At 72.1% G+C, this 23,003-nt stretch carries 19 protein-coding genes; 7 read left to right on the top strand and 12 right to left on the bottom strand.

The window, feature by feature from the left end; translation table 11 throughout:
- Positions 1-68 precede the first annotated feature (68 nt).
- From ACZ6CV_RS21625 to ACZ6CV_RS21615, 3 genes are all read right to left on the bottom strand, one after another.
- Complete coding sequence (locus tag ACZ6CV_RS21625) at positions 69-1,277, bottom strand: S8 family peptidase (RefSeq protein WP_362366545.1); 1,209 nt, start codon at positions 1,275-1,277, stop codon at positions 69-71.
- 349 nt (positions 1,278-1,626) lie between these two features.
- Complete coding sequence (locus ACZ6CV_RS21620) at positions 1,627-2,634, bottom strand: CDP-alcohol phosphatidyltransferase family protein (RefSeq protein ID WP_469252352.1); 1,008 nt, start codon at positions 2,632-2,634, stop codon at positions 1,627-1,629.
- Positions 2,635-2,899: 265 nt separating this feature from the next.
- Complete coding sequence (locus tag ACZ6CV_RS21615) at positions 2,900-3,313, bottom strand: MarR family winged helix-turn-helix transcriptional regulator (protein WP_469252470.1); 414 nt, start codon at positions 3,311-3,313, stop codon at positions 2,900-2,902.
- A gap of 190 nt (positions 3,314-3,503) precedes the next feature.
- On the opposite strand from ACZ6CV_RS21615, the gene ACZ6CV_RS21610 reads away from it, so the two are divergent.
- The 3 genes from ACZ6CV_RS21610 (at position 3,504) to ACZ6CV_RS21600 (ending at position 5,523) form a co-directional block, all read left to right on the top strand.
- Complete coding sequence (locus ACZ6CV_RS21610; RefSeq protein ID WP_469252351.1) at positions 3,504-4,595, top strand: ABC-2 transporter permease; 1,092 nt, start codon at positions 3,504-3,506, stop codon at positions 4,593-4,595.
- A 95-nt stretch (positions 4,596-4,690) separates the two neighbouring features.
- Positions 4,691-5,290 (top strand): DUF2975 domain-containing protein, encoded by a 600-nt coding sequence (locus tag ACZ6CV_RS21605; protein ID WP_469252350.1) that lies wholly within the window; start codon positions 4,691-4,693, stop codon positions 5,288-5,290.
- Entirely contained in the window at positions 5,290-5,523 is a 234-nt protein-coding gene (locus ACZ6CV_RS21600; protein ID WP_469252349.1) for a helix-turn-helix domain-containing protein, read from the top strand. The genes ACZ6CV_RS21605 and ACZ6CV_RS21600 overlap by 1 nt, the downstream gene beginning before the upstream one ends.
- 19 nt (positions 5,524-5,542) lie before the next feature.
- On the opposite strand, the gene ACZ6CV_RS21595 is transcribed toward ACZ6CV_RS21600, so the two are convergent.
- From ACZ6CV_RS21595 to ACZ6CV_RS21585, 3 genes are read right to left on the bottom strand one after another with little or no spacing between them, the layout of a single operon-like run.
- Positions 5,543-6,838 carry an ABC transporter substrate-binding protein gene (locus ACZ6CV_RS21595; protein ID WP_469252348.1) on the bottom strand — a complete coding sequence of 432 codons (1,296 nt, stop codon included), beginning with the start codon at positions 6,836-6,838 and terminating at the stop codon, positions 5,543-5,545.
- Positions 6,838-7,674, bottom strand: a complete 837-nt coding sequence (locus tag ACZ6CV_RS21590) for a carbohydrate ABC transporter permease (protein WP_469252347.1) — start codon at positions 7,672-7,674, stop codon at positions 6,838-6,840. Before ACZ6CV_RS21590 ends, ACZ6CV_RS21595 begins: the two co-directional genes overlap by 1 nt.
- Positions 7,671-8,594 (bottom strand): carbohydrate ABC transporter permease, encoded by a 924-nt coding sequence (locus tag ACZ6CV_RS21585; protein ID WP_469252346.1) that lies wholly within the window; start codon positions 8,592-8,594, stop codon positions 7,671-7,673. Before ACZ6CV_RS21585 ends, ACZ6CV_RS21590 begins: the two co-directional genes overlap by 4 nt.
- A 171-nt stretch (positions 8,595-8,765) precedes the next feature.
- Between ACZ6CV_RS21585 and ACZ6CV_RS21580 the strand changes: the two genes are divergently transcribed.
- Complete coding sequence (locus ACZ6CV_RS21580; RefSeq protein WP_469252345.1) at positions 8,766-9,629, top strand: phosphotransferase enzyme family protein; 864 nt, start codon at positions 8,766-8,768, stop codon at positions 9,627-9,629.
- A 43-nt stretch (positions 9,630-9,672) separates the two neighbouring features.
- Here ACZ6CV_RS21580 and ACZ6CV_RS21575 read toward each other — a convergent pair whose 3' ends face one another.
- The 4 genes from ACZ6CV_RS21575 to ACZ6CV_RS21560 form a co-directional block, all read right to left on the bottom strand.
- Positions 9,673-10,380: an exonuclease domain-containing protein gene (locus ACZ6CV_RS21575; protein WP_469252344.1), complete on the bottom strand. Its 708-nt coding sequence runs from the start codon at positions 10,378-10,380 to the stop codon at positions 9,673-9,675.
- Between the two features lie 89 nt (positions 10,381-10,469).
- Positions 10,470-11,711 (bottom strand): SAV2148 family HEPN domain-containing protein, encoded by a 1,242-nt coding sequence (locus tag ACZ6CV_RS21570; RefSeq protein WP_469252343.1) that lies wholly within the window; start codon positions 11,709-11,711, stop codon positions 10,470-10,472.
- 101 nt (positions 11,712-11,812) lie between these two features.
- Positions 11,813-13,132, bottom strand: coding sequence for a copper amine oxidase (locus tag ACZ6CV_RS21565; RefSeq protein WP_469252342.1), 1,320 nt, complete (start codon positions 13,130-13,132; stop codon positions 11,813-11,815).
- 63 nt (positions 13,133-13,195) lie between these two features.
- Positions 13,196-13,987, bottom strand: coding sequence for a Tat pathway signal sequence domain protein (locus ACZ6CV_RS21560; RefSeq protein WP_469252341.1), 792 nt, complete (start codon positions 13,985-13,987; stop codon positions 13,196-13,198).
- A 158-nt stretch (positions 13,988-14,145) separates the two neighbouring features.
- Between ACZ6CV_RS21560 and glgX the strand changes: the two genes are divergently transcribed.
- A complete protein-coding gene (gene glgX / locus ACZ6CV_RS21555) occupies positions 14,146-16,254 on the top strand; it encodes a glycogen debranching protein GlgX (RefSeq protein WP_469252340.1) in 2,109 nt (702 codons plus the stop codon).
- On the opposite strand, the gene ACZ6CV_RS21550 is transcribed toward glgX, so the two are convergent.
- A complete protein-coding gene (locus tag ACZ6CV_RS21550) occupies positions 16,229-17,596 on the bottom strand; it encodes an MFS transporter (protein WP_469252339.1) in 1,368 nt (455 codons plus the stop codon). The two genes, glgX and ACZ6CV_RS21550, sit on opposite strands and share 26 nt — an antisense overlap.
- Positions 17,597-17,686: 90 nt before the next feature.
- Here ACZ6CV_RS21550 and treY point away from each other — a divergent pair, with 90 nt between their 5' ends.
- Entirely contained in the window at positions 17,687-20,140 is a 2,454-nt protein-coding gene (treY, locus tag ACZ6CV_RS21545; protein ID WP_469252469.1) for a malto-oligosyltrehalose synthase, read from the top strand.
- Between the two features lies 1 nt (position 20,141).
- Here treY and ACZ6CV_RS21540 read toward each other — a convergent pair whose 3' ends face one another.
- Positions 20,142-21,239 carry a cytochrome P450 gene (locus ACZ6CV_RS21540; RefSeq protein ID WP_469252338.1) on the bottom strand — a complete coding sequence of 366 codons (1,098 nt, stop codon included), beginning with the start codon at positions 21,237-21,239 and terminating at the stop codon, positions 20,142-20,144.
- Between the two features lie 509 nt (positions 21,240-21,748).
- On the opposite strand from ACZ6CV_RS21540, the gene ACZ6CV_RS21535 reads away from it, so the two are divergent.
- The gene (locus ACZ6CV_RS21535; protein WP_469252337.1) at positions 21,749-23,002 is read left to right on the top strand and encodes a M14 family zinc carboxypeptidase; all 1,254 of its coding nucleotides are present in this window, start codon (positions 21,749-21,751) and stop codon (positions 23,000-23,002) included.
- Position 23,003 lies beyond the last annotated feature (1 nt).

The raw sequence follows: 23,003 nt of genomic DNA, 5'->3' as shown, positions 1-23,003 counted from the left end.
CACGATAAAGCGGCCGTCGTGCCCCGTGGGGGTGGGCACGACGGCCGCGGCTCAGCGGGTCGCGAGGACTACTCGACGACCTTCAGGAGCTTGTTGGGCGTGCCCTCGCTCGGGTTGGAGATCTTGTCCGGGGTGGCGCCGTCGGTCAGCGCCTTGGCGACGTCCGCGGGCTTGGCGTCCGGGTGGCCCGCGACGTAGACGGCGGCGGCGCCCACGACGTGCGGGGTGGCCATCGACGTACCGGAGATGGTGTTCGTGGCGTCGTCGCCGGTGTTCCAGTCGGACGTGATGTCCGAGCCGGGGGCGTAGATGTCCACGACGGAGCCGTAGTTGGAGAAGTCCGACTGCTCGTCGTCCTTGGTGGAGGAGGCGACGGTGATGGCGTCCTTCACGCGGGCCGGGGAGCCCTTCGAGGCGTCGGTCGACTCGTTGCCCGCGGCCACCGCGAAGGTGACGCCCGCGTCGATGGCCTTCTGGACCGCCGCGTCGAGGGCTTCGTCCGCGCCGCCGCCGAGGCTCATGTTGGCGACGGAGGGGCCCTTGTGGTTCTTGGTGACCCAGTCGATGCCCGCGACGACCTGCTCGGTGGTGCCGGAGCCCTGGTCGTCCAGGACGCGGACGGCGACGATCTTCGCCTTCTTGGCGACGCCGTGCGCCTCACCGGCGATGGTGCCGGCGACGTGCGTGCCGTGGCCGTTGCCGTCGTCGGCGTTGTCGTCGTTGTCGATGGCGTCGAAGCCGGAGGTGGCGCGGCCGCCGAAGTCCTTGTGGCTGACCCGGACACCGGTGTCGATGACGTACGCGGTGGCGCCCTCACCGGCGGCGTCGGGGTAGGTGTACTTCTTGTCGCCGGCGGTGTCCGCCTGGTCGATGCGGTCCAGGCCCCAGGACGGCGGGTTGTCCTGGGTGGCGTCGATGGAGAACTTCTTCGACTGGACGACCTTGCCGACGGCCGGGTCGGCGGCGAGGCGCTTGGCCTCGGTCTCACTCAGGCCCTTGGCGGAGAAGCCGTTGATGGCGGAGGAGTAGTTGCGCTTGAGCGCGCCGCCGTACTCCTCGGCCAGGTCGGACTTGGTGTCCTTGTCGGCCTTCTCGTCGAGCATCACGATGTAGCTGCCTGCGACGGCGCCCTTGGCGTCGGCGCCGAAGACCTTGCCCTCGGCGGGGGTGGCCGCACCGGCGAAGGAGGTGGCGAAGACGGTCACGCCGACCGCGGTCGCGGCGGTGGCTATCGCCGCGGTGAGCTTCACCGTGCGGGCACGCTTGTGAGTTGCCATGAAGAGGGGTCTCCTCGTGGTGAATGTGGGGGGATGTGGGGGGTATTCAGCTGTTCCGCCGAAGGTTCGCCGCGGCAACAAGTTCCTTGCGACGTCCCTTGACGGCCGGAAGATCTCCGGGTGTTGGGACGAAACCCTGTCTGATTGACGGGCGCAGATCAATACCTACATACAGCTGTGACTTGTTCAACAAGGTTCCGTAATAACAAACCGGATCTGTCGCACCGGAAGTGGACATCCTGCCCCACAAACCCCCCAACTCCCGGTAACAGCAAGCATCTTGTGCCCCACACGCACCACGGGGCGGGCCGGAGAATTCCGGCCCGCCCCGTGGTGCGTGCTGCGTCGCTCAGGCCGCGGTGACGACCTGCTGCTCCGCCTCGAAGGAGTCGATGGTCCGGGTGAAATCCCGGGTCGAAAGCAACAGTTTGTAGATGATGGCGAGTTCGAAGACCAGAAGGAGCGCGCCGGAGACGATCGTCGCGGGCATCACCACGTCGAAGAGCGGGCCAATCATGAAAACGCCCATCTGGAATTCGATGCCGCTCACCAGGTGCGCGCGGATGCGGTGGCGCAGCAGGAAGGAACGGGCCCGCAGATACGCGGGGAACTTCCGGCGGAACTCCTGGTGCAGGTCGATCACCTGCGGCTTGGGGGCCGGGGCGGGCTCGCCCTCGACCGCCGCCCCTTCCAGCACCTCGTCGACCTCGCCCGGCTGCGCGTACGGCGCCTCGCCCGCGGCCCGCTGCAGGTCCTGCTCGATGTCCGCCGACGGGTTGTCCCGGAGCAGGTCCTCCATGAAGGCGAGCTCGGCCTGGTTCTGCGCGCGGCGCGCGGCCCGCATGCGGGCCTTGATCTGCTTGCGCATGGTGTGCCGGATCTTGAAGATCTCCAGCGAGTTGATGTAGCGCAGGGTGTCGAGCGCGACGACGGCGAGCGCGAGCCAGATGTAGAGGGTGTCGCCGGTGCGGTCGTACTGGCCCCACATCAGGGCGACGCCGCAGACCATGACGCGGATCCGGTCGAAGACGAAGTCCAGCCACGCGCCGAAGACGGAGCCCTGCCCGGTGAGGCGGGCGAGCTTGCCGTCCATGCAGTCGAAGATGAAGCTGAAGTGGTAGACGACCGCGCCGAGCGCGAGCCACTTCCAGTCCCCGAGGGCGAAGCACGCCGCCGAGCCGAGGCCGAGAAGGAACGCTCCCCAGGTGATCTGGTTGGGCGTGACCCGCGTCCGCATCGCGGTGAACCGCACGAGCGGCGTGGCGACCGGATCGACGAGCAACACGGTCCACCACGCGTCGCGCTTCTTCTCGGTGATGCGGCGCACCTCGGCGAGGGGCGGTATGTCTCGGCGCATGGGGGTCAACTTCCTGGCGTTCGGCGAAAGTTCATCTCACGCTAGGGAGGGCTTCGCCCAAGGAACAAGATCTGGCCCGTGCAACCTTTGGCCGGGGGTAACGGTCACCCTTTCAGGACGAGTCAATGGCTCTCTCAGCTTGATGGTGCGTTACCTGAGCGTTATGCAATGACCGGGACGTTACCTAAACGCGTCACTGAGCGTTACTTGGTGCCCCTTCGGGCAGCCGTTCGGCCCACGACCCCTGCCCTCCTCGGGCGGCCGGCTACTTTTCCCCCGAAACCGCGCTCTCCCCGGCCTCGGCCGCCTCGTTGTAGCGCAGCAGGTATCCGGCGAAGCGCGTCAGGTCCTCCTCACTCCACCCCCCGAGCCGATCACGGAAAGCGACGCGACGGGCGTCACCGACCTGGGCCAGGACCTCGTTGCCCCGATCGGTGAGGTGCAGCACGTGCACCCGGTGATCGGCCAGATCCCGCCGTCGTTCGACCAGGCCGGCCTTCTCCAGCGCGCCCACCTGGCGGCTGATCGTCGACTTGTCGAGCGTGTAGTGCGCGGCCAGGTCCGTGGCCCGGCAGCCTCCCTGGTCCTCCAGGTGGCTGAGCAGCGTGAAGGACACCAGCGAGAGCTCGGGGTGCATCCGGGCGGCGGTGGCGCGCGCCCGCCGGGCGAACGCGGTCATCTCCCGCTGGATGACGTCGACGACGACGTCCCGCTCCGCGGGCCGGGGCCCGCTTCGATCGCTCACGATTTCTCCCTCGTCCGGAATGGTTGTACAGTACAACATTGAAAAGAGTTGTATATGCCAACCATCTCGGTGGACGCCGCCCCGAAGGCCGGTCCGCCCACCTCTCGAACCCCCGGAGTACCCCATGTCCGCCCCCGCGGAACCCGCCGCCGGCCCGCGTGACGCCCTGCGTCACGTGCTGCTCCACCTCGTCACGTCCCTGCTGATGTGCCTCGGCATGGGCCTCGCCTACATGGGCGCCTTCGTCACGCCCGCACCGAACGACATGCCGATCGCCGTCGTCGGGGCGGGTCCGCAGACCCAGGTCCTCGCCCAGACCGTCAAGGACAAGGCGGGCGACGCCCTGGACGTGCGCACCCTCCCCTCGCGCGCGCAGGCCGTCGACGCGCTCAAGGCGCAGGACATCGCCGGTGCCTTCGTGCCGGACGCGAAGGCACCCGAGCTGATCGTCGCCACCGCCGGGTCCGACATGAGCGCGACCGCCGCCCAGAAGATCTTCACGCCGGTCGCGGCGGAACAGGGCGCGCCGCTGAAGGTCACCGACGTGGCGCCGCCGGTCGGCGACGACCCCACGGGACAGGGCCTCTTCTTCCTGCTCGTCGCCGTGAGCATCGGCAGTTACGCGTCGGTGGCGGTGCTCGGTGCGGCGGGCGCGGGGCTGCGGATGCGGGCCAGGGCGGGTCTCGTCGTCGGGGTGTCCTTCGCCGTCAGCCTGATCGGGGCGGCGCTCGCGGGACCGATCTTCCACCTGGTCCACCAGGGCCTGTGGGGCGTGTGGGCCATGGCGTGGCTGTACGCGGCCGGCATCCTCTTCGTCGGCGTCGGACTGCACACCTTCCTGAAGCGGTGGACGACGCTGGCCATGATGGTCCTCTTCGTGATGCTCAACTTCACGACGTCCGGCGGCCTCTTCCGGCCCGAGCTGCAGAACGGCTTCTTCGGCTCCCTGCACGCGTTCTGGAACGGCGCGGGCTTCGTCGAGGGCATCCGCAGCCACCTCTACTTCGGCGGCCACGGGCTCGCCCCGCACGTCTGGACGCTGGCCGGCTGGCTGCTCGTCGGGCTCCTGGCCGTCGGTGTCGCGGGGCTGTGGGAGCGGCGCCGGCGGGAGTCCGGAGAGGGGCGGGACTCCGCAGCGGAGCGGGCCCACGGCACCGGCGGCGGCGCCGAACTGGCCGCCGAGGAAGAGGAGATGGAGGAGTCGGTGGCGGTCTGACGCCACCACGCGGCGGCCGACGAACCCAGGGGCGAATCAGGACCCGACTTGTCGAATATCGATATGCTCGCCTACGGTGGGCATATCGAAAAACGATGGGGGGGAACATCATGGACACCCGGCTCACGAGGACCCTGGCCTCGCTCACCTTCGCCCTGGCGGTGCTCTGCGGGCTCGCGGGCCTCGGCAAGGCGGTCACGCACCTGCTCGACGACGGGGCCGTCTGCGTGAAGACGGAATTCTGGGCCAACGCCACCCTGGCCGACCGCCTGCCCGTCGCCCACGGAGTGACGGCCACCGGCAGCACCACCCGGCTCTGCCAGGACGACCCCTCCATGGGCCAGCGGATCGCCGAACTCGGGGACGCGGTACCCCTGCTGCTGTTCGGCGCCCTCGCGCTGCTGCTCTTCTCCGTACTCCTGAAGACCGTGCTGCGGCAGGGCCCGTTCACGGAGGCGGTCGCGTACCGGCTCTCCCTGCTCGGCTGGTTCGTCACCGTGGGCACGCCGCTGTGCGGCCTCGTCGTCGGCTGGTCCCGGTCCTGGCTCGTCGGGAGCATGGCGCCGACGGTGGGCTCCGGGCCGGAGGTAGCCGGGTCGATGGTGCTGGTCCTCGCGGGTCTCGCCGCGGTCGTCATGGGTAAGGTCATGCGCGAGGGTGTGCGCATGCGAGAGGACCTCGAAGGGACCATCTGATGCCCGATGAGGAGCCCCACGCGATCCGGATCCACCTCGACCGGCTGCTCGCCGAGCGCGGCATGACCCTGACCGAGCTGTCCGCGCGGGTCGGCATCACCGTCGTGAACCTCTCCGTGCTCAAGAACGGGCGGGCCAAGGCCATCCGCTTCTCGACCCTGTCGAGGATCTGCGACGTCCTGGAGTGCCGGCCGGGGGACCTGATCACGCACGAACCAGAAGGGCCCGCGTGAGCAGCCCGGGTGCGGAGCTCTACCGCTGGTACCGCGCGAGCACCAGGTTGCCGTCCTTCACCAGCCGTTCGCGCAGCTCGTCGAGGTCGATCGCGCCGCTGTAGTACTCCTGCAGCGCCGGGGTCGCGACCTTGTCCTTCCACTCCGGGTAGCCCCGCACGGTCTGCGCGGGGGCCGGGCGCAGGTGCGCGGCGAGGGCGGTGCCCACCGCCCAGTCGTCCTTGTCGGTGCGCAGGGCCGGGTCCTTCAGCGCCTCCTTGCCGGTCGGCAGCATCCAGTCGCCGCGCGCGAGCTTCACCATGTTCTTCGGCCGCAGGAAGAAGTCGATGAACTCGACGGCCTCCTTCTTGTGCGGGCTGTCCTCGGCGACGGACAGGGTCTGCGGGCTGACGCCCTGGGTGGGCCCGTCCTCGCCGGCCGGCGCCGGAAGCACCTGCCAGTCGAAGCCCTTGGGTGCCTGCTGGACGATCTGCTGGCGGTACGAGAAGCCGAGCGGGACCATCGCGTACTTGCCGCCGAAGAAGCCGGGCAGGGTGTCGGCGCCGCCCATGCCGAGCGTGCTGCCCGACGCGCTCTTGTCGGTGTTGACCTGGTCGTGGACCGTGCGCGGCATGACCTGGTCGGCCGCGTCGAAGCGCACGTCGACCTTGCCGTCCGCGTCCCGGTGGAACATCCGGCCGCCGGCCGACATCGAGAGGTTGAGCGTCGCGGAGACCGGCTCCTTGAGCGGCCAGGCGACGCCGTACTTCCCGTCCTCGCCGTCACCGAGCTCCTTGGCGACGGTACGGAACTCCGGCCAGCTCCACGGCTTCTCGGGCGTCGGGACGCGCACCCCCGACTTCTTCAGCCACGTCGCGTTGGCGATCAGGACGCGCGGCTCCTGGAGGAACGGCACGCCGTAGATCCCGTCGTCGAACGTGGCCGTCTGCCAGCTCCGCCCCGGGATGTCGGACTTCAGGCGCTCCGGGAGCAGGTCGCCGATGTCCGCGAGATACCCGCCGTACGCGAAGTCGGCGAGGTCGTCCGAGGCGTCGTGGATGATGTCCGGCGCCTCGCCGCCCTCGAAGGAGGTGAGCAGCTGGTCGTGGACGCTGTCCCAACTGCCCTGGATGAACTCGACCTTGACGTCGGGGTGGGTGGCGTTCCACTCCGCGACGAGTTTCTTGTTGGCGTCGACGGACTCCTTCTGCCAGGCCAGCGACTGGAACTGGAGGGTGATCCTTCCGTCGTCGTCGCCGGAGTCGCCGCTGCAGCCGGCGACCAGCAGGACGAGGGCCGCGGCCGCGGCGGTCACCAGGCGGGGGCGCGTACGCATCAGGCCTTCACCGCCCCGGCCAGCATGCCGCCGGTGATCCGCTTCTGGATGATCGCGAAGATGACCAGCGAGGGGATGGTGGCGAGGAACACGGCGGCGGCGAGCGGACCGAGGTCGGCGACGCCCTCCGTGCCGATGAAACGGTTGAGGATGACCGGCAAGGTCTGCTTCTCCGGGGTCTTGAGCAGGACGAGGGCGAAGAAGAACTCGTTCCACGCGGTGATGAAGGAGAACATCACGGTGGCCACGATGCCGGGCGCGAGCAGCGGCGCGACGACCGAGACGAAGGTGCGCGCCTTGCTCGCGCCGTCCACCGCCGCGGCCTCCTCCAGCTCGGCGGGGACCGCGCGGACGTACCCGACGAGCATCCACAGCGCGAACGGCAGCGACCACACCACGTACACCAGGATCAGGCCGACCAGCGAGTTGATCAGGTGCAGGTTCTTCAGGACCAGGAAGAGCGGAATGATGATGAGGACGAACGGGAACGCCTGGCTGATCACCACCCAGCCCGTCGCGGCCTTCGCGACGCGGCTGCGGTGCCGGGCGATGACGTAGGCCATGGGGGTCGCGATGACGACCGCGATCAGGGCGGCGCTGAGGGCGGCGATCAGGGAGTTGCCGGCGGCCCGCAGGAGCGGTTGCTCGTCGAAGGCCTGCCGGAAGTTCTCCAGCGTCGGGTCCTCGGGGATCCAGGTCGGGTGCAGGCTGCCCAGTTCCCGCGCGGGCTTGAAGGCCGTGGAGATCAGCCAGAGGAACGGGAAGGCGAGGAAGACGAGATAGCCGGCGAGCGCCAGGTACTGCGCGGCGCGCGTCGACTTCTTCGTGCGCATCATGCCTCGTCGCCTCCCTTCAGACGCCCTACGAGGTAGACGGCGAGGATCACCGAGATCACTGCGACCATGACACAGCCCATCGCCGCCGCGTAGCCGAACTGGCCGTAGCGGAAGGCCTCTTCGTAGGCGAAGAGCATGGGCAGGCGGGTGCGGCCGCCGGGACCGCCCTGGGTGAGCACGTAGACCAGGGCGAAGGAGTTGAAGTTCCAGATGAAGTTGAGCGCCGTGATGGCGAGCGCGACCGGTTTGATCGCGGGCCAGGTGACGGTGCGAAAGCGCCGCCAGGCGCCCGCGCCGTCCATCGCGGCGGCCTCGTGCAGCTCGCGCGGGGTGTTCTGCAGTCCGGCGAGGAGCGCGACGGTGGTCTGCGGCATGCCGGCCCACACCCCGACGACGATCACCGCGAGGAGCGCGGTGCCCGTGCCGGTCAGCCAGTCCTTGCCGTCGCCGAGCCCGAGGTTGCCGAGGGTCTCGTTCAGGACGCCCGCGTCCGGGTGGTAGACGAGCCGCCACATGATGCCGACGACGACCTCGGGCATGGCCCACGGGATGATCGCCAGCGCCCGCGCCAGCCAGCGGAAACGCAGCTCCTGGTTGAGCAGCAGCGCGAGGCCGAGCGCGAGCAGGAACTGCGGCACGGTGACGCCGAACGCCCAGATCAGCCCGATCCGGAACGAGTCCCAGAAGAGCGTGTCGTGCAGCAGGTCCTGGAAGTTGAGGGCGCCGACCCACTGGGTGGGCCGGGTGCGGCCCGACTGGGAGTCGGTGAAGGCCAGCGCGATGCCGTAGAGCAGCGGTCCGACGCTGAGGACGAGGATCGGGATCAGCGCGGGCAGCACGAGGAACCACGCGCCGTGGTCCGCGGCTCCGCGGCCCGGCCCGCCTCTCGCTGACCGCTTCGTCGCGGTCGCCACAGTCACAGAATCGGCTCCTTCGGGCGGCACGGTTGGGATGCGGCCGCCCGGGCGGCCTCCGTCATCGTGCTGATGTGCTCCTGATACGTCAAGCAGCCGGGCGCCCACGCACGCCGGTTGGCCTGTGCGAATGGGAGACTGTCGGCCGAACAGGGCACCAGGTGCGGGAGGCACGGGATGGATGAGGCACGGGCGCGGGACGTGCTGGAGGCGGCGGAGCTGACGGTTCCGGCGGGCGGGGCGCGGTTGCTGGCCCTCGGCGAGAACGCGGTGTTCGCCCTCGACGACCTCGTCGTCAAGGTCGGCCGTGCCGCCCCCGAACTCCTCGCCCGGGCACGGCGCGAACTGGCCGTCGCCGACTGGCTGGAGAACGCCGGCGTCCCCGCGGTGCGGGCCGCCGAGTCCGAGGCCCGGCTGGTCGACGGCCACCCGGTGACGCTCTGGCACCGGCTCCCGGAGGCCGTACGCCCCGCCGAGCCGCGCGATCTCGCCGCGCTGATCCGCCAGGTGCACGCACTGGACTCCCCTTCCTTCGCACTGCCGCGCCGCGAACTGCTCGGCGGCGTGGAGCGGTGGCTGCGGCTCGCGGGCGACGCCGTCGACCCGGCGGACGCGGAGTATCTGCGGACGCGCAGGGACGGGTTCGCGGCGGCCGCGGCCGCGCTGACCCCGCACCTCGCGCCGGGCCCCATCCACGGCGACGCGCTCCCCCGCAACGTCCTGATCGGCCCGGACGGCCCGGTCCTCGTCGACCTGGAGACCTTCTCCGCCGATCTGCGCGAGCACGACCTGGTCGTCATGGCGCTCTCCCGCGACCGGTACGGGCTCGCGCCCGAGGCGTACGACGGGTTCGTGTCGGTCTACGGGTGGGATGTGCGGGAGTGGGAGGGGTGCGCGGTGTTGCGGGGCGCCCGGGAGACGGCCAGCTGCGCGTGGGTCGCCCAGCACGCGCCGTCCAACCCCAAGGCACTGGCGGAGTTCCGGCGCCGCGTGGCGTCCCTGCGGGACGGTGACACGGCGGTCCGGTGGTACCCCTTCTGAGGGCCACCTTCCGATTCCGCCGCCGCCGTCCGACGGCCCGCGCTCACTGGGGCCTGAGCGGCCACACCCCGTCCACCACCGCCTCCGCGTTCCCCTTCTTGCGCAGGAAGTTCTGGAAGTCCGCCGCCCAGGCCGCGTACCACTCGATCTGACGGCGGTGCAGCTCCGCCGGGCCGAGGGAGGCGACCTTCGGGTGGCGGTCGGCTATCGCTCCGGCGAGCCGGGCCGCCGCCTGGGCGTCGGACGCGGCGTCATGGGCCGACTCCAGGGCCACGCCGTACTCCGTGCAGACCGCCTCCAGGTTCCGCTTGCCCCTGCGGTAACGGTCCACGGAGCGGTCGATGGTGTACGGATCGATCACCGGGGCGGGGTCGGCGCCGCCCAGGCGGGCGCGCAGTGACGGCAGTCCGTGCCGGCGCAGCTCCGCGGAGAGCAGGCTCAGGTCGAAGACCGCGTTGTACGCCACGACCGGGACGCCCGCCTGCCAGTACGAGGTGAGGACGTCCGCGAGCGCGTCCGCCACCTCGGCGGCGGGCCGGCCCTCGGCGGCCGCCCGCTCGTCGGTGATGCCGTGCACGGCGACCGCATCGGCGGGGATCGGGACGCCCGGATCCGCCAGCCAGGTGCGGTGGCCGAGCGTCTCGCCGGCCTTGACCTCGATCACCGCGCCGCTGACGATGCGCGCGTCGCTCGGGTCCGTCCCCGTGGTCTCCAGGTCGAAACCGATCAGCAGCTCTTGGTGCCAGCCCATGGCCCGCCCCCTTCTTCGTGGTGCTTTCCCCCAATGACCACCACGATCCCACGCGCCACTGACAATCCGGCCGTGGCCTCCGGAGCCGGTCAGGAGACCGGGCGCGAGTCCGCCCAGGCCAGTTCGAACTCCTCGCGGTATGTCGTGAAAAGCCCGCCCTCGCCCGGATCGCCCGACTTGACCACCCGGCTGCCGCCCCGCAGCACGAGCACCGGCGCCTCCATCCCGCGCGTCCCGCGCAGGTACGACTGGACGACCGCGATGCCGTCCGCGCCGTCCCCGTCGACCAGATAGGCGGTGAAGCGCGGCGTCTCGTCGAAGACCTGGATCTCGAAGGCGTCCGGGTCGCGAAGGCGCGCCCTGACCCGGCGCATGTGCAGGATGTTCATCTCCACGGAGCGGCTCAACTCGCCCTTCTTGAGCCCCAGTTCCCGCTCCCGGCGCTTGACCGCGCTGCTCGCCGGGTTGATGAAGAGCAGCCGCACCCGGCACCCGGACTCGGCGAGCCGGACCAGGCGGCGCCCGGAGAAGTTCTGCACCAGGAGGTTGAGGCCTATCCCGATCGCGTCGAGGCGGCGGGCGCCGCCGAAGATGTCCTCGGCGGGGAACTGCCGCAGGAGCCGCACCCGGTCCGGGTGCACGCCCACCACGTCCGCGTACCGGTCGCCGACCAGGTCCTCCACGGCGTCGACGGGCAGCCGCCGCGCGGAGGGCGTGTCGGTGCCGGAGCCGAGCATGTCGAGGAGCCGGGCCGAGGCCCGCTCGGCCTGGGCGAGGACCGCCTGGGACAGGGCGCGGTTGCGGGAGACGACGTTCCGGGTGACCTCCAGCTCGTCCAGGGCCAGCTCCACGTCGCGCCGGTCGTCCAGGTACGGCTCGAAGCACGGCCAGTGCTGCACCATCAGCTCGCGCAGCTGCGGCAGCGTGAGGAAGCTGAGGACGTTGTCGTCGGCCGGGTCGAGGAGATAGCCCTTGCGGCGGCTCACCTCGCGCACGGCGACGGCCCGCTGGACCCACTCCTGCCCGGCCGGGCCCGCGGCCGCGACCACCCAGTCGTCGGCGTGCACCGGCTCGTAGACGGGACGCAGGACGGCGGCCACGACCGCGCGCAGCCGCTGTTCCACCAGATTCAGCCAGATGTAGGCCCGCCCGGCACGCTGTGCGCGCGTACGGACCTCACGCCAGGCGTCGGCGTCCCAGTCCAGTTCGGGTCCGATCTGAGATCCCATCTCCATCGGCCGCGCCAGAGACACCGCTCCGGGAGGTACGTCGGCGGAGCTCCCCTCGTGACCGTCGTCACCAGGGGGCAGCTCCCGACCACCCGAGCTCACCCGCGCACCGCCTTCCGCCCCCGGACTCTCCCCCAGTCAACGATCAAGGAAGGGTACTCCGGGAGCGGCGGGCGGTGCAGCCCGATGGGCCGGGTGTTTTCTCAACCGCCCAGCGGCGGCTGGCCGTTCTGGTCGGCGAGGTCCTGCGGAGTGAGCGGGCTCATGGCGGTGACATCACGCGCGGCCAGCGAGAAGCCCTGCCAGTGGACCGGCATGGGCTGCTGGTCCTCGTCCCGCGCGATGTGGTGGAAGCCGATGTGCACCCAGGTGACGGGGTGGTCCATCGCCTGGCCGTTCACCCACTTGTCGACACTGGTCGGTGTGCCGTTCGGGCACCCCGGGTTGTTGCTCGCGTACTGCTCGCACGCCTTGTACTGGGTGAAGTACACGTCGTGCTTGGTGAACTCGCGGCCGGCGTGCTTGTTGCTGGGGCCGGGCACGATCTCGTACGAGCGCGGGTGGCCGTCCTTGTTCTTGCCGGTGTTGCTGACCACGCGCCACCAGCGCATGTCCTTGTGGTCGCCGGTGAGCTCCTTGGTGACCTTGGTGCGGGTGGTCTTCGTGGTGGGGCTGCCGTCGCCGGTGGGCGGGGTGACCTTGGAGTCGTACTGCTCGACCTTGGCCTTCGGGGAGCCGTCCAGGCCGAAGTTGAGCCGCCAGAAGACGTTGTGGGCGTGGCTCTCGGCCTTGGCCTGGTCGCCCTTGCCGATGGGCCAGCCGCGGCTGTCGCCGCCGTCGTAGTCGTACGGCGAGAGGCTGCCGGTCGCGCCGACGTTGGACGTGATGGTGCCGTCGGAGGAGAACCGCCACTCGGTGATGTACTCGTACCAGGAGGCCTTGTTCACCGTGTAGACGAGCAGGTCCTTGCCCTGGCCGGTGTAGAGCTTGCCGTTGCCGCCGGTGGAGGCGTCGTCGTTGAGGCGGTACGCGTGCCCACGCGCGCGCGTGGTGGCGCACAGGCCCTTGACGTCGCCCCGGTGCGGGACCTTGACGGTCTTGATGGTGCCGCCGGGACACTCGCCCGGGTTGAGGTTCTGCAGCGCCTGGCCGAAGTCGGTGCCGGTGACGTCGTCGTACTCGGCCTGGCCGTCGTCGTAGGGGACGTGCACCTGGGCGAGGCGCGCGCTGGTCAGCACGGGTATCGGCTTCGGCTCGCCCTTCGGCTGGTAGCTGATCTTGTCGAGGATCAGCCCGGAGAGCGTGTTGTAGTGCCAGCACATGCGCCAGGTCGTGCCGCCGTCGACGGTCTGCTCGATCTTGTAGGCGTCACTGCAGTCGGCCGCGGCCGCGGGAGCGGCGGGCGGTGCCTGGGGCGTGGCGGACGCGGACGGGGCGACGGCCATGACGCCGCCGAGGAGCGCGGGGACCGCGAGGGCCGTGACGGCTCGTCTGCGGGCGCGCGAGACTCTGTTGACGTGCATTGCGGAGTGAACTCCCTCGTACGAGGAGAAGCTGGTGTGTGGTGTCGTGCGCGGGCGGCCGGATCAGCCGAGGCGGCCCACGGTGCGGGTGCTCAGGTCGACGACGAGGGCCCGGGTGTCGATCCACGGACCGTTCTTGACCTTGGTGACGACCTGCAGACACCGGTGCTCGCCGCACTGGGTGAGGTCGGACGGCACGCGCTTCACGGTCTCCTTGCGGAAGACCATGCCGCTCAGCTGCAGCTGTCCCGGGCCGGTCAGCGCCTTGCCCGTGGCGTGCTTGAAGTCCTGCTTCAGGCCCTTGCCGAGCGGGTCGGCGATCAGCAGCCTGGCGCCCTCGGCGAGCTCCTCCTGGCTGGGCGGCGGCTGGACGTTCCGCGTGGTGACGGTGTCGGCCACCGTGCCGGACTTCAGGTCGACGGTCTTGGTGATGACCGCGTCCTTCTTGTAGTCGTAGTAGACGACCTCGGCCCGGCGCGGCGGCGCGGCGCCGCTGTCGGCCGGCTCCGGCTCGCTGAGGTTGGTGGACAGCAGCTGCGGGCCGCGGTCCCCTTCGACGTCCCGGGCGCTGGAGCGCATCTGGCCCGAAACCGATGCCTTCTCCGCGCGGGCTATCTCGGCGTCGGTCAGCGGGTCGCTGCCGACTCCGCTTTTGCCCTCGTCGGGCGCCGCCTCCACGACGCCGTCCTTGGCCACGGCGTCCTGTTGTGCCGCCGCGGCGTTGGCCTGGCGGTCCCCCGAGCCGCCCGACCCCGATCCCGGCAGAGCGACGCCCACCAGCACGGCGGTGGCGGCCGCCGCGACCGCCGCGCCCGCCACCACCTTCCCCAGATGGCGTCTGACTGTCTCTCGCACTTACTCCCCCTACTCCCCTGGCGCCCCACCGCGGGGCATGCCGAGTATGTGGTCGGACGGTTAGACGGGTACAACTCCGGGGTGGTTGCCCCACTTTCGGGCAGACTCTGGCCAAAGTGGCCCCGAGTCGAGGGGGCGTGAGTGGAAGAGTCGTATACATGCAGGTCTGGCCTGGGCAGGCGTATCCCTTAGGTGCCACGTACGACGGAGCCGGTACCAATTTCGCGGTCTTCTCCGAGGCCGCAGAGCGCGTGGAGCTGTGTCTGCTGCACGACGACGGCTCGGAGACAGCCATCGAGCTGCGCGAGTCCGACGCGTTTGTGCGGCACGCGTATCTGCCCGGCATCATGCCGGGACAGCGCTACGGCTTCCGGGTGCACGGCCCCTACGCACCGGAGCAGGGGCACCGTTGCAACTCCGCGAAGCTGCTGCTCGATCCGTACGCGCGCGCGGTCAGCGGGCGCATCGACTGGGGGGAGGAGGTGTACGGCTACCACTTCGACGAGCCCGACGCGCGCAACGACCTGGACTCGGCGCCGCACATGATGACGTCGGTCGTGGTCAACCCGTACTTCGACTGGGGCGACGACCGCCCGCCGCGCACGCCGTACCACGAGACGGTGATCTACGAGGCCCATGTGAAGGGCCTGACCATGCTGCATCCGGACCTCCCGGACGAGCTGCGTGGTTCGTACGCGGCGCTCGGCCACCCGGCGATCGTCGAGCACCTCTCGGAACTGGGGGTCACGGCGCTGGAGTTGATGCCGGTGCACCAGTTCGTGAACGACCACCGCCTGGTGGACATGGGCCTCAACAACTACTGGGGCTACAACACCATCGGCTTCTTCGCCCCGCACAACGCGTACGCCTCCTGGGGCGACCGGGGCGAGCAGGTCCTGGAGTTCAAGCAGGCCGTGAAGGCGCTGCACGAGGCGAACATCGAGGTGATCCTCGACGTCGTCTACAACCACACGGCCGAGGGCAACCACCTGGGCCCGACGCTCTCCTACAAGGGCCTCGACAACGCCTCGTACTACCGCCTGACGGACGATCCCCGCTACTACATGGACACCACGGGGACCGGCAACTCCCTCCTGATGCGCTCGCCGCACGTGCTGCAGATGATCATGGATTCGCTGCGGCACTGGGTGACGGACATGCATGTGGACGGGTTCCGCTTCGATCTCGCGGCGACGCTGGCGCGGCAGTTCCACGAGGTGGACCGGCTCTCGTCGTTCTTCGACCTCGTGCAGCAGGACCCGGTGGTCAGCCAGGTGAAGCTGATCGCCGAGCCCTGGGACGTCGGCGAGGGCGGCTACCAAGTGGGCAACTTCCCGCCGCTGTGGACCGAGTGGAACGGCATGTACCGCGACACGGTGCGCGATCTGTGGCGGGGCGAGCCGCGCACCCTGGCGGAGTTCGCGTCCCGGCTCACCGGCTCGTCCGACCTCTACCAGGACGACGGCCGGCGTCCCCTGGCGTCCATCAACTTCACCACCTGCCACGACGGGTTCACGCTGCACGATCTCGTCTCGTACAACGAGAAGCGCAACGAGGCCAACGGCGAGGACAACCGGGACGGCGAGAGCCACAACCGGTCGTGGAACTGCGGGGCCGAGGGCGAGACGGAGGACGAGGGCGTCCTGGCCCTGCGGGCCCGGCAGATGCGCAACTTCATCGCCACCCTGATGCTCTCCCAGGGCGTGCCGATGCTCAGCCACGGGGATGAGTTCGCGCGCACCCAGAAGGGCAACAACAACGCCTACTGCCAGGACAACGAACTGGCCTGGGTGCGCTGGCCGGACGGCGAGAACTCGCTGCTCGCCTTCACCCGCACCATGGCGATGCTGCGGCGCGACCATCCGGTCTTCCGCAGGCGCCGGTTCTTCCACGGGCGCCCGGTGCAGGGCACCCGCGACGAACTGTCCGACATCGCATGGTTCACGCCCGAGGGCACCGAGATGGAGCAGAGCGACTGGGACTCCTCGCAGGCGCGGGCGCTCAGCGTGTTCATGAACGGCAACGCCATCTCGGAGCCGAGCCCGCGCGGTGAGCGGATCTCCGACGACTCGTTCCTGCTGCTGTTCAACGCGTCGCCGGAGCCCACGGAGTTCGTGGTGCCGGTCAACCACGGCCGGCAGTGGCAGATCGTCGTCGACACGGCGCTGGAGGAGGGGGTGCCGGTGGGCGGCGGCCCGAAGGTGCGGGCCGGCGACCGGCTCACCCTGGCGGACCGGAGCCTCACGGTGCTGCAGCGTCCGGCGTGACGGCGGCGCGGGGCGGCTGAGCGGGGGCCGTGGCGACGGGCGGGGCGCTGTGCGGCGTCCCGCCCTCGCCCGGCTCCTGGCGGGGTGTCTCGTGGTGGGGTGTCTCGTGGCGGGGTGTCTCGTGGCGGGCGATCAGGGCCACCACGAACGCCACCGCCGCGGCCGCGCTGCCGAGGGCGAAGGCCGCCCCCGCGCCGTGCGACTCCGCGAGGCGCCCGGCCACCGCGAGCGTCACCGCCTGGCCGCCGACGAAGGCGCTCGCCGCGAAGGTCATGCCCTCGGCCAGCCGCCGCGTGGGCACGGCGCGCTCCGTCAGCGCGAAGCCCGTGATGAGGTTCGGGGCGTAGACCGCACCGAAGAGAGTGACCACTACGTAGAGGCCCACCAGGCTGTCGGTCCACACCAGGGGCAGCGACAGGAGCGTCGCGGCGGCCGTCGCCACCCGCCACCGCGCGAGCAGCCCGAACCGCTCGGGCACCGCGGCCATGGAGAGGCCCACCACGGCGCTCATGACGCCCATCGCCGCGTAGACCAGTCCGGCCTGTCCCGGCTGCCCCAACTCCTCGGTGAGCGCGGTGATCCCCGCCCCACAGGCGCCGAGCAGCACGCCCAGGAAGAGCAGGCCGACCCGCACCACGTACACCGAGCGCGGCAGCCGCGGACGTCCGCCCCGCGCGCGTACGGGCGCGTCGGTCACCGCGTGGCCGGTCACCGTCGGGTCGGTCACCGCGGCCGTACGGCCGGTCGGGTGGAGTGCGAAGGCGGTGCCGCAGCAGGCGACCAGGAGCGCGGCGAGCCCGAACGCGTACGCCGGACGGCCCGCCACCGACGCGAGGCCCACCAGGGCGGGCCCGAGCACGAAGGACAGCTCGTCCATGGTGCTCTCCAGGGACAGGACGGTGCTCGCGAGCCGATCGTCGCCGCCCTTGGCGCGGACCAGCGGGACGACGCGCGCCCTGGCCAGCGGGCCGATGCCCGGGATCGTCGCGCCCGCGAGGACGCCCAGGACGACGAGGGCGGGCGTGGGCAGGTCGGCGACGGCGCCCAGGGTGTACGCGGCGATCGCCACGGCGTTGAGCAGCGAGAAGACGAGGACGACGGGCCGCTGGCCCCGCCGGTCGGCGAGCCGGCCGACGAACGGGCCGAGCGTCACCTGGCCGAGCGCCAGCGCGCAGGCGACGATCCCGCCGGTGGCCAGCGATCCGCTCGTCTCGGTCACCAGGAGCACGCTGCCGAACTGGATCATCGCCACGGGCAGCCTGCCGAAGAAGGACACCACGGCCAGCAGCGGCCCCGTCATGCGAAGCACCGTGCGGTACGCGTCCCGACTGTTCTGAGCCATCGTCCGACGCTAACGACGCGGTGGCGCGCACACGCATGAGTCGATGACACGAAAGCCCTCGACGGGGGTACGTACGTTCACATGACGCGTATGACGCCGGAACGCCACGGGGTCGCGGTCCCGCCGCCGCCCACCGCCACCTACCGCCTCCAGCTGCAGCCGGACTTCCCCTTCGCCGCCGCCGAGGCGGCCGTCCCCCACCTGGCCTCCCTCGGTGTCTCGCATCTGCACCTGTCGCCGGTGCTGGAGGCGGTCCCCGGGTCGACGCACGGTTACGACGTGGTGGACCACGCGCGCGTGCGCGCGGAGCTGGGCGGCGAGGAGGGGCTGCGGTCGCTCTCCCGCACCGCCCGCGGCGCCGGGCTCGGCCTCGTCGTGGACATCGTGCCGAACCACATGGCGGCCGTCCCCCGGCACAACCGCGCGCTCTGGGAGGTGCTGCGCGAGGGCCCCGCGTCGCCGTACGCACACTGGTTCGACATCGACTGGCAGGCGGGCGACGGGCGGGTCCTGCTGCCCGTCCTCGGCGGCAGGCTCGGCGACGAGCTCGCGCACTTCCACGTCGACGGGACCACCCTGCGCTACCACGAACACGAGTTCCCCCTGCGGGACGGCACGGAGAAGCTGCCGCTCCCCGAGCTCCTCGACGCGCAGTGGTACCGCCCCGCCTGGTGGCGCCTCGCCCGTACGGAACTCAACTACCGGCGCTTCTTCACCATCTCGGACCTCATCGGCGTGCGCGTCGAGGAACCGGACGTCTTCGAGGCCACCCACGCCACGATCCTGCGGCTGCTGGACGAGGGCGTCGTCGAGGGCCTCAGGATCGACCACCCCGACGGCCTCGCGGACCCCGGCGCCTACCTCCGGCGGCTGCACGAGGCGACCGGCGGACGCTGGACGGTGGTGGAGAAGATCCTCGCCGACGGCGAACACCTGCCCGCAGCCTGGCCCGTGGCGGGCACCACCGGCTACGACGCGCTGCGCCACCTCGACGGCGTCTTCGCCGACCCGGCGGGCGCCGGTGAACTCCTCGGCCAGTACCGGCGCTTCGCGGCGGCCCCCGCGGACCGGGGCGGCGACTGGGACGCCACGGTGCGGCGCGCCGCGTACAAGGTCGTCACGCACGAGCTGGCCGCCGAGGTCGACCGGCTCACACGCGTGGCCGCCGCGGTCTGCGCGGCCGAGCCCGCCCTGCGCGACCACGCCCCGTGGACCCTGCGCACCGCGCTCCGTGAGCTGCTCGTGCGGCTCCCCGTCTACCGGCCGTACGTCTCCGGGGGCGACGCCCCCGAGTCGGTCCTCACCCCTGAGGCGGCCGAGGAGGCCAGGGCGGCCTTCTCCGTGCCCGAGGAGGCCGGCGCGGTCGACGTCGTACGGGACCTGGCCCTCGGACGGCTCGGCGCGGCGCGGTCCCGGTCCGCGCGGGAGGGCATGGCGGAGTTCCGGGTGCGGTTCGCGCAGACCGCGTCCGCGCTGCGCGCCAAGGCCGTCGAGGACACCGCGTTCTACCGGCACGCGCCGCTCCTGTCGGCGGCGGAGGTGGGCGGCGCGCCCGAGCGGCCCGCGGTGCCGGTCGAGGAGTTCCACGCGTACTGCGCGCGCGTGCAGCGCGACTGGCCCTACTCGGGGACGGTCCTGACGACCCACGACACCAAGCGCAGCGCCGACGTGCGGGCGGGCATCTCCGTCCTGACCCAGTGCCCCGACCGGTGGGCCGACCTGCTCGTCGAGGTGACCGAGCGCACCGCGCGGGCGGGCGGCACCGGCGCGCCCGACCCCCAGCTGGCCTGGGCGGCCTGGCAGACGGCGGTCGGCTTCGGTCCCCCCGACGAGACGCGGCTGCGGAACGCGCTCCTGAAGCACGTGCGCGAGGCGGGCCTGCACACCAGCTGGACCGAGCCCGACGAGGCGTACGAGAAGGCGGTGGCCGCCTTCGTGACGGCGGGGCCGTGCGGCCCGCCGCAGGACGCGGTGGCGGCCCTCGCGCGCGAGCTCGGCCCGCACGTGCGGGCGAACGTCCTGGGGGCGGCGCTCCTGCAGCTGACGATGCCGGGGGTGCCCGACGTCTACCAGGGCTCGGAGGTCGAGTACCGCGCCCTCGTCGATCCGGACAACCGGCGGCCCGCGCGCTTCGAGCCGGACGCCCTGGAGCGGCTCGACCCGCACCCGGAGCACCGGGACCTCTCGGCGGAGAAGCTGGCCCTCACCTCGGCGGCGCTGTGGCTGCGCGGGCGGCGCCCGGAGGTGTTCGGGGGCACGGCGACGTACGAGCCGTTGGCCGCGGAGGGTCCCGGCGCCGCGCACTGTGTGGCGTTCACCCGGTCCGGCGAGGTCGTGGCGGCGGCGACGCGGCTGTCCCTGCGGCTCGCCGACGCGGGCGGCTGGCGCGACACGGAACTGGCGCTTCCGGCGGGCCGGTGGTCCGATCTGCTCGCCCCTGAGCGGGAGTTCGAGGGGCACGCGCGCGTGGCGGAGCTTTTCGCCTCGTCCCCCGTGGCGCTCCTGGAACGGGTGCCGGTGGCTCAGGGCGAGCGGCCCATGTGACTCACCCGGGACGTACCAGTAGGGTCCGCGGGCCGCGGGTCAGCAGCCCCCGCGGCTCCGGCCTGAACCCCGGTGCCAGGGCCATCCCGGGCAGGGCGTCGAGCAGGGCGCGCAGCCCGTACTCGGCGATGTGGCGGGCGAGTTCGGCGCCGAGGCACGCGTGGCGCCCGGTGCCGGTCGCGAGGTGGCCCGGGTCCGTGCGGAGGACGTCGTAGCGGTCCGGGTCGGCGAACCGCGCGGGGTCGCGGCCCGCGGCGCCGACCAGGCAGGCCACGACCGCCCCGGCCGGCAGCGGCGTGCCCGCCACGACGACCGGGCGGACCGCGCGGCGCAGCACGACGGGGGCGGGCGGGTCGCGGCGCAGGGACTCCGCCCAGGCCGCGGGGATCAGCTCGGGCCGCTCGCGGACCAGCGCGAGTTGGCCCGGGTGCTCCAGGAGGTTGGCGAGGAAGGAGGCGAGCGCCAGGGCGGTGGCGTCGCCTCCCCCGCCGAGCAGCGCGCCGACGATCCCGGTCACGGTCCCGTCGGACAGCGGGCGGCCCCCGACCTCGGCGGCGCACAGCACGGAGAGCAGGTCGTCGCCGGGGCGGGTGCGGCGGCGTACCAGATGGGGCCGCAGGCGGGCGTCCAGCTCGTGGTGGTGGCCCGCGAGGTGGGTGAGGCCGCCCCGGCACCACCTCTGGACGTACGCGGCGTCCTCGGGCGGCAGGCCGAGCGCGGTGACCACGGCTGCGGCCGGCAGCCACCGGCAGAACTCGGCGACGAGGTCGGCCTCTTGGCGGGCGGCGATGCGGTGGGCGAGCACATGGGCGGTGCGCGAGGCCCCCGCGGCCAGGGCGGCCAGCGCGTCGCCGCGCAGGCCCGGTTCGAGCAGGGCGCGGTGCGCGCGGTGCGTGGCGCCCTCCATGTGGCTGAGGGTGCGGCCCGGTGGCAGCGCCACGAGCCACGGCCGGGCCAGCGCGCCGCGCACGTCGCCGTACCGGCTGACCAGCCACGCGCCGAGGAGCTCGTCGCGCACCACGGGGTACCGCTCGCGCAGGACGCGGAAGACGGGGTACGGGTCGCGCGCCACCGCGGGCGACACGAGACTCGGCGCCATTGCGGGCGACACGGGACTCGGCGCCATTGCGGGCGATACGGGACTCGGGGGCCCCGCAGGCCACACGGGACTCGGAGGCCCCGCAGGCGACACGGGACTCGGCGGCCCCTCTCGGCGCCGACCGGCGGACGCGGCGGGCTCGCACGGCGCCCGGGACGCCGTGACCGGGGTGGGACCGCCCCCTGCGGCCGGCGTGCACCGACCGGGCGAGGGCTGCGCGGGAGGCTCCGCGGGGGCCGCGGACGGGGCCGGTTCCGCGGCCGGTATCGGGCCGTCGGACGGGACGGACGGGCAGCGCACCACGGGCTCCGACCTGTGCTTCGGCGCGGCGAACGGCCGCGCGGGTGTGTTCAGCGGACCACCGGGAGGCCCGCGTCGCAGTCCGCGTACGCCCGTACGGGTGACGGAAGGTGGGGCGCCGGCGCCCTGAGGTGTTCTTGACACCTTCTCCGGGGCGTGGCGTACTGCGATTGCCTCAGTGGTGGACCGGGACGGGGGGCCAACCGGCGGTGCGGCACTATCCCAGCGTTCCTGAACTCGTCCTTGCCGCCTCTCAGTTGGCGGCCCACCGGCCCGAACTGAGCACCCTGCGCGAAGTGGGCATGTCGCGCGCGGGGCGGCCGTTGCACCTGCTCTCCGTGGGGCGCTCGCCGCGGGCGGTCCTCGTCGTCGCGGGGGCGCACGCCAACGAGCCGGCCGGCGGCTCCACGCTGCTGCACCTCGCCGAGTGGACGCTGCGCGATCCGCGGCTGCGCGCCGCCGCCTCCTGGCACTTCCTGCTCTGCGCGGATCCGGACGGCGCGAGCCTGCACCGCACGCCCGCGCCCCGCACGCTCCTGGAGTACCACCGGAACTTCTTCCGCCCGGCCGGGCCCGAGCAGCCCGAGTGGTCGCCCTCCGTGCTGCCGCCGGACCGGCTGCCGCCCGAGACGCGCGCGCTGACCGCCGTCATCGACGAACTCCGGCCGTATCTGCAGGTGTCCCTGCACGCCACCGACCTCGGCGGCAGCTGGGTGCAGTTGACCAAGGACATCCCCGGGCTCGCGGAGCCGTTCGCCAAGTCGGCGGCGGAGTTGCACATTCCGGTGGAGACGGGGGCGTCGGACGCGGCCGGCTGGCCGGTCTCGGGCCCCGGCGTCCACGTACTGCCGGAACCCGGCGCGCGAGCGGCGTACCCGAGCCTGCCCGAGGACGCCCGGCTCACCACCTGGCACCGCACCCACCGCTACGGCGGGCGCACCGCGATCGTCGAGGTGCCCATGTGGGCGAGCGACCTCGTCGACGACCCGGCCGTGCACCCGGCGCCGGTCCGGGCGATGCGGGCGCTGGCGCGGCGGCTGCGGCGGGACGCGCGGCTCGTGGAGGAGATCCTCGCTGACGCGCTGCCCCGGCTGCCGCACGCCGAGGGGCCGCTGCTGCGGGCGGCGTGCTGGGCGCTCGCCCTGGTGCCGGGGCTCGCCGACGACTGGGGGCGGCTGCCGCCCGCGGGCACGTCGATGGCGTACATCGGCAGCGTCGACGCCTTCGGCAGGCGGCTGCCGCTGCGGTCGGCCGCGATGCTGCTGCGGGTGCTCGACGCGGCCGGCGACCGGGCGGCGCCGCGCCTGGAACGCCTGGTGACCCAGTGGAGCGAGGCGTTCGCGGAACGGTTCAGGGCGCGCTGGGTGCCCCTGGAGGACCAGGTGGAGCATCAGTCCCGGACGACGGTCGCGGCCGCGCTGCACGCGCGCGTACCGGGCGACGGCGACCGCGCGGGGCGGTGAC

Source organism: Streptomyces sp. NPDC041713 (assembly GCF_055591085.1).
Note: the sequence above shows the minus strand (reverse complement) of the source record. Positions and strands in the feature narration are given on the sequence as shown.